Annotated in this window: 5 protein-coding genes; all 5 read left to right on the top strand. The window is 68.4% G+C overall.

Translation table 11 applies throughout. The features are described from left to right. The coding region (locus tag ACZ6SD_RS25515) for a VirB4 family type IV secretion system protein (RefSeq protein WP_465319511.1) at positions 1-1278 on the top strand (1278 nt) is incomplete at its 5' end. Positions 1279-1333: 55 nt separating this feature from the next. After that, entirely contained in the window at positions 1334-2179 is an 846-nt protein-coding gene (locus tag ACZ6SD_RS25510) for a GP88 family protein (protein ID WP_465319510.1), read from the top strand. Between the two features lie 46 nt (positions 2180-2225). Next, positions 2226-4769, top strand: coding sequence for a helicase HerA domain-containing protein (locus ACZ6SD_RS25505; RefSeq protein WP_465319509.1), 2544 nt, complete (start codon positions 2226-2228; stop codon positions 4767-4769). 90 nt (positions 4770-4859) lie between these two features. Beyond that, on the top strand, positions 4860-5903 hold the full coding sequence (locus ACZ6SD_RS25500; RefSeq protein ID WP_465319508.1) for a replication-relaxation family protein: 1044 nt from the start codon (positions 4860-4862) through the stop codon (positions 5901-5903). Positions 5904-5951: 48 nt separating this feature from the next. Beyond that, positions 5952-6866: a C40 family peptidase gene (locus ACZ6SD_RS25495; protein ID WP_465319515.1), complete on the top strand. Its 915-nt coding sequence runs from the start codon at positions 5952-5954 to the stop codon at positions 6864-6866. Positions 6867-6905 lie beyond the last annotated feature (39 nt).

The raw sequence follows: 6905 nt of genomic DNA, 5'->3' as shown, positions 1-6905 counted from the left end.
TCACCGGACCTGCCACCACCCGACCCGACCTCGGTCGGCGCCCCGAGCGGCGTGCTCTACGGCTTCAACGTCGGCTCCCAGGGGCTCGTCCACCATGACCGGTTCGCACTCGACAACCACAACAGCGTGATCCTCGGCCGCTCCGGCGCCGGCAAGAGCTACCTGGTCAAGCTCGAACTCCTCCGCAGCTTGTATCGCGGGATCGAGATCCACGTCATCGACCCCGAAGACGAATACGCCCGGCTGGCCGCCGCGGTCGGCGGGACCTACGTCCACCTCGGCGCCGAACAGGTCCGCCTCAACCCCCTCGATTTGCCGATCCACACTCGCCCGGACGGGCGTCGCACCGCGCCGCGCGACGCGCTGATTCGGCGGTCGCTGTTCCTGCACACCGTCATCTCGGTACTGCTCGGCACGGAATTGGCCGCGACCGAACGGGCGGCTCTGGACCGGGCGATCACCGCCACCTACCAACGCGTGGGAATCACCGCAGATCCGCGGACCTGGACCCGCCCGGCGCCACTGCTGGCCGACCTCGCCCAGGTCCTCGCCGGAACCGGTGGCCCCGCCGGGGTCGAACTCTCGGCCCGGCTGCACCCGTACGTCACCGGCGCATTCTCTGGGCTGTTCTCCGGACCCACCTCGACCCGCCCGGAAGGGCACCTGGTGGTGTTCTCGCTGCGGGACCTCGCCGACGAGCTCAAGCCGATCGGCACGCTGCTGACGCTCGACGCGGTCTGGCGGCAGGTCTCCAACCCCGCCATCCGCAAACCCCGCCTGGTCGTGGTCGACGAGGCATGGCTGCTGATGAAGGAACCCGCCGGTGCCGAGTTCCTGTTCCGCATGGCCAAAGCATCCCGGAAGCAGTGGGCCGGTCTCACGGTCGCCACCCAGGACACCGCGGACGTCCTGGGCTCGGACCTCGGCAAGGCCGTCGTAGCCAACGCCGCGACGCAGATCCTGCTACGCCAGGCATCCCAGGCGATCGACGAGATCACCCGCACCTTCGACCTGTCCATGGGCGAACGCCAATTCCTGCTCTCCGCCGACCGCGGCCAAGGTCTGCTCAGCACCGGCACGCAGCGAGTGGCGTTCCAGTCCATCGCCTCACCAGCCGAGCACGAGTTGGTCACGTCCAACCCCGCAGAACTCGCCGCATATTCCGACTCCACGTCGGGAATCGAGAACTCCTTCGTCGAACTCGGCGTAGACGACGCCAGAATCACGGACTCGTTCGACGACGGCGACGCGTCGCAGATCGAACTCGACGCCGCCTGACCACTTCGCCACAGGCGTCAATCCGTCCACGCCGAATCGCATTCAGGGGATACCCATGTCTACATCACCGCCCATTTCCGCCACCGTTGACCGGCCCGCTCGGTTGCTCACGCAAAACAGCGAAATGCCCCAGATCGGCGTATGGAACTGGTCGCTGCCCGCCTGGGCAGGCCGCTTGGCCGACGGCCGCACCTACAACACCTGCCCCAGCGCCGGAATCTGCGCCCAGGCGTGCTACGCCCGACACGGCACCTACACCTGGCCGGTCGTCCGCGCCAAACACCAGGCGAACCTCATGTACGTCCTCGACGACCTGGCCGGCTGGCAGGATGCGATGGCCGTCGAACTCGGCGCGATCAAGTTCCGCGGCGCCTGGATCAGAATTCACGACAGCGGCGATTTCTTCACCGACGCATATCTTCAGGCATGGCTGGCCATCTGCCGGGCTCGACCCGACACGAATTTCTACGCCTACACCAAAGAGGTGTCCCGGTTCCGGGCGCTTGTCGAGCCTGACCCGCCGCCGAATTTCCTGTGGGTCTACTCGTATGGCGGGACACAGGATGCAGCGCTGAATCCGGCCGTCGATCGGGTCGCGGATGTGTTTCCGGACGAGTCCGCGATCGCCGAGGCGGGCTGGGCCTCGCAAGAGGCCAGCGATCTGCTCGCGGTCCTGGGCCCGCGACTGGTCGGTGTACCTGCCAACCGCATCCCGGCGTACCTGAAGCGGCTAGCCGGGCGCCGGTTCTCCGAGTGGCAAGCCGAAGCCACCGCCGAACGCACAGCCCGCCGAGCCCGCAGGCACCTGAGGCTCGTCGTCGACAACACCCGCCCCGACCACAGCCGGCAGCCCACAGCCGAGCCCACCCCGGCGCGGGGCGACCAGCCGCGGGCTGCGTGACCGCAGCTCGCGCCCGTCCTGCCGATGCTTTCGTGAGGAGTTCCGGATGCCCTGGCTAATCACCGCCACACCCCTGCCCGCCCTCGTTCCCCCGCGTGTCGAGCAGACCGCGGGTGTGCTTGCCTCGCCGGTCGGGGACTACTTGCGTGACCCGCTCGGCGCGTTCCAGAACGTGCTCGCTTACCTGCGCGACCTCGCCCTGACGTGGGGCACGATCGTCGGACCGGTGCTCGTGGTCGCCGTCACCGCCGCGGTCCTCGCGCGCCGCCGGTGGCGGCGCCGCTACCACCAGCGCCTGGCCACCGATGCCCGCCTAGTCACCGTGCTCGCGCCACCGACAGTCGACCCGTCCGGCGCGATCACCCTGTGGTCCAACCTGGTCGGCCTGCTACGGCCAGGCTGGAAGCGCCGCCTCAGTGGGCAGCCGCACCTGGCCTTCGAGCTGACCTTCACCGACCACGGCGTGCAGATCCGCCTGTGGGTGCCCGGCCTCGTGCCGCCCGGCATGGTCGAGCGCGCGATCGAGGCCGCCTGGCCCGGCGCGCACACCCGCACCACCCCCGCCACACCCCCGATCCCGACCACCACAGCGGTGGCGGGTCGGCGAGTCGAAGCGGTCGGCGGCGAGCTGCGGCTGGCCCGCTCGGAAGCACTCCCGATCCGCACCGAGCACCCAGCCGACCCGATCCGCGCCATGCTCGGCGCACCGGTCGGGCTCGGCCCACACGAACGGGCCTGCGTGCAGATCCTCGCCCGCCCCGTCGCAGGCCACCGCGTCACCAAAGCCCGCCGCGCCGCCCGGCGCGTGCACGCGGACCGGTCAGTCCACCTGGTCGGCCGACTGCTCGACGCCATCACACCAGGCAAGACACCCAAGCCATCGACCAACACACGAACCCCTGGGGTGGATCGGCAGACCAGCCTGGAGCACACCGCCCAAGACCGCGCCGTGGTCGAGAAGCTACGGGCGAACCAGTTCGAGACCCGCATCCGCTACGCCGTGGCCACCACCGTCCCCGAGGACGCCACCAAGGGCGAGATCCAGGCGGTGCGGGAGGTCCTGCGGGGACGCGGGCACGCGGTCGCCAGCGCGTTCGCCGCCTACTCCGAACACAACTACTACCGCCGCGTCCGACTGCGCCGCAATCCGGTCAAGACGCTGGCCGAACGCCGCCTCGGCACAGGCGACCTGCTCTCGATCCCGGAACTGGCCGCGGTCGCGCACCTGCCCGTCGACGAGTCCGCCCCCGGCCTGCAACGGGCCGGCGCGAAAGCCGTGCCACCCCCGCCGGGCATCCCCACGACCGGCGAGCAGATCAAACCGCTCGGGCTGTCGGACTCCGGGCACTCCCGCCCGGTCGGACTGCACGTCGCCGACGCCCGCCACCACCTGCACATCCTCGGCGCCACCGGTAGCGGCAAATCCGAGCTGATGGCCCGGATGATCCTCGCCGACGCCGAAGCAGGCCGCGGCGTCGTCGTGATCGACCCCAAGGGCGACCTCGTCTCCGACATCCTCATGCGCCTGCCCGAGGAACTCGGCGAGAAAGTCGTCCTCTTCGACGCCGACTCCCGCGCCCGCCCACCAGTGCTCAACCCCCTGGAGGGATCGGACAAAGCCCGCGCCGTCGACAACCTCGTCAGCATCTTCTCCCGGATCTACGCCTCCTCCTGGGGACCACGCACCGACGACATCCTCCGCGCCGGACTGCTCACCCTCACCGCGATGCCCGGCACCCCCACCCTCATCGACCTGCCCAAACTGCTCACCGTGCCCGCATACCGCCAACGCGCCCGCGACCACATCCACGACGACGTGCTACGCGGATTCTGGTCCTGGTACGACGACCTGTCCGACGCCAACCGCGCACAAGTGATCGCACCGCTGATGAACAAAATCCGCGGATTCCTGCTCCGCCCCTTCGTCCGCGACGCCATCGCAGGCGGAACCTCCACAGTGGACATGGACAACGTCCTCAACACCGGCGGAATCTGCCTCGTGCGCATCGCCCGCGACGCACTCGGCATGGAAACCGCGAGACTCGTCGGCTCCATCGTCGCCCGCACCTGGCAAGCCGCCACCCGACGCGCCCGCATCCCCCAACGACAACGCCGCGACTGCGGCCTCTACGTGGACGAATGCCACAACTTCCTGAACTTGGCCTACCCACTGGAGGACATGCTCGCCGAAGCCCGCGGCTACCGGCTCTCCATGACCTTGGCCCACCAATACCTCGGACAGCTACCCAAGGAACTCGAAGAAGGCATCAGCACCAACGCCCGCACCAAAATCTTCTTCAACGCCTCCCCCGAGGACGCCAGGCGGCTGGCCCGGCACACCATGCCGCGCCTGAGCGATCACGACCTGTCCAACCTCGGCGTCTACCACGTCGCCGCCCGCCTCGTCCTCGGCGGAGAAGAAGCACCACCATTCACCGCGGTCACCGAAAAACTCCCACCCGCGATACCCGGACGCGCAAAAGCAATCCGCAGGGCCGCCAGGGTCAACACGCGTCCGCCCGTCACAGACATCAACACAGTCGCGGGCCACCCCGCGCAGACCACTGTGGACCCACGCCGCGCGGCCTAGCGCGGCCAATCACTCCAGCGACAGCCATTTCAGCAATCAACCCAATGTTGCGTCAGATTTCCGCCTATTTTCTTCGGGAGGTGCGTACCCATGATTTCGAATCCCACTCCTCAGCGGGCGTTGCGCGGACACATGCCGCAACGCCCCACCCCGCGAGCCGCCACCACCGGAGAGCACCACGCCCAGCTCGCTGGCCGCCTCACCCTGCGGGACCGGTGGCTCGCACGGATGCTGCATGAGCACAAGGTGTTCACCACGCAGCAGATCGTCGAGCTGTGCTACCCGAGCATGCGCGCGGCCAATCACCGGCTGCTCGACTTGTTCAAGTGGCGGGTCATCGACCGGTTTCAGCCGTTCGTCAGTTCCGGCACCGCGCCGATGCACTACGTGCTCGACATCGCCGGTGCGGTCGCCCTGGCCTACGAGGACGGCCTCGATCCGAAGAAGATCGGCTACCGGCACGAAGACACCATCGGGATCGCGCACTCCCTGCGCCTGGCCCACACCGTCGGGGTCAACGGCTTCTTCACCACCCTGATCGCGCTCAGCCGGCGACCCGGTGCCCGCGGGCGGCTGACCGCGTGGTGGTCCGAGCTGCGCTGCGGGCGCCTGTTCGGCGACATGGTCCGCCCCGACGCCTATGGCCGGTGGCACGAGGACGGCCAGCAGATCGAGTTCTTCCTCGAATTCGACTTCGGCACCGAAGACCTGGCCACACTCGGCCGCAAGCTCTACGGCTACGAAAAGCTTGCCACTGCGACGGGAATTACCACCCCGGTCTTGGTGTGGCTACCCACCAACCGCCGCGAAACGACCGCGCGCCGGGCGCTCGCCGACGCGCTGTCCCAGCTCGACCGCCCGGCACTCGTGCCAGTGGCTACCAGCGCCGCGGACGTCGCGGGCACGGCCAGCGAGAACAACCCCGCCGTCGCGCGGTGGCTGCCGATCTCCGGCCCGGCAATACGCAGCCCCGGCAGGCTCCGCCTCGTCGAGCTCGCCCAACTCTGGCCGCAGACCGACCCGGCCAACGCGGCGGCGCCCTCGCCCGCGGTCCCGGCCCAGCAGGCACCTACGGAACTCACTGCGCCGGACCCGCTTCCTCCAGCCGCACCAGCCAGCCGCTTCCGGAGGTGACCCGTGAAGATCACCGCCGCCGCCGTTGCGGCTGTCATCACCATCCTGATGCTCATCGGCGGCATCGGCCAAGCCGTCGTCAATGCCCTCTTCGGCAGCAGCAGCAGCACCCAGCCCAGCCAGGAAGCACTCGCCGACATCCCCGCTGACTACCTCGCCCTCTACCGGCAAGCCACCAGCGTGTGCCCCGGCCTGGACTGGACGATCCTCGCCGCCATCGGCAAGATCGAAACCAACCACGGACGCTCAACGTTGCCGGGCGTAGCCAGCGGGGAAAACTATGCCGGCGCCGCCGGACCCATGCAGTTTCTGCAGTCCACATTCGACGGTGTCGTCGCCAGGCATCCGCTACCACCCGGTGGTGCCACGCCGCCGTCCCGGTACAACCCGCATGACGCGATCCACGCCGCCGCGTACTACCTCTGCGACTCGGGAGCACCCAACGACCTTCAAAAGGCGATCTTCGCCTACAACCACGCCGACTGGTACGTCAACAACGTTCTCGCACAGGCCAAGAAATACGGCGACGCCACGGTCGGCACCGGCGACTGCACGAACATCCAGGCGCCGACACCCACGGCCATCATGGCGATCAACTACGCCTGCGGCCAACTCGGGCTGCCCTACCAATGGGGAGGCAATGGACCAGCCCGGGGTGACAAGGGTTTCGACTGCTCCGGCTTGACCATGGCGGCATACAACGCAGTTGGCATCTCGCTGCCGAGAACAGCTCAGACCCAGTACAACGCCGGCCTGTTGGTGCCCGCTGGGCAGCCGCTACTGCCCGGAGACCTGGTCTTCTACGGCACGCCAGGCAACGTCCACCACGTCGGCCTGTACATCGGCGCGGGCACGATGGTCCACGCACCAGACTTCGGACAACCCATCCAGGTCAGCCAGTATCGGTGGAACGGCGACGACTACCTCGCTGCTAGCCGTCCCGTGGTTGATCCTGGGCTGTAGGTTCCGCGCGCAGATGAACACATCCGCGTGTACTTGAGC

The organism is Actinokineospora sp. NPDC051303, from assembly GCF_055586285.1.
Note: the sequence above shows the minus strand (reverse complement) of the source record. Positions and strands in the feature narration are given on the sequence as shown.